General features: G+C 36.4%; 1 protein-coding gene. It reads right to left on the reverse strand.

Going from position 1 to position 335, the window contains the following annotated elements; translation table 11 throughout:
* The coding region (locus FDX22_RS24495; protein ID WP_186805465.1) for a transposase at window positions 1-335 on the reverse strand (335 nt) is incomplete at both ends.

Genomic DNA, 335 nt, shown 5'->3' on the forward strand with positions numbered 1-335 from the left:
GTTGACTTTGCTTGAAATTATAATCTTCAAACAAAGTAACTAAGTAACGTTCCAGAGCCTCCTCGTTAGGAAAAAGAACCTTCTTTTTCGTTTGACGTTTGATTTCTTTGTTAAGAGACTCAATGAGGTTTGTCGAATAAATGCTGTGCCAAATCTGGTAGGGAAACTGATAAAAAGTTAAAAGATTATCCGTATTCTCCAGACTTTCCATGACTTTCCTATACTTTGGTTTCCATTCGGCGATAAAGTTCTCTAAAGCTTGCACTGCCATTTCTAAATTTTCAGCACGATAAATCGTTTTAAATTGCTCCAGAATAACCGCTCTATCTGCTCGT

Origin of the sequence: Citrobacter sp. TBCS-14 (genome assembly GCF_005280805.1) — a bacterium.
GTDB classification, from domain to species: domain Bacteria; phylum Pseudomonadota; class Gammaproteobacteria; order Enterobacterales; family Enterobacteriaceae; genus Citrobacter; species Citrobacter gillenii.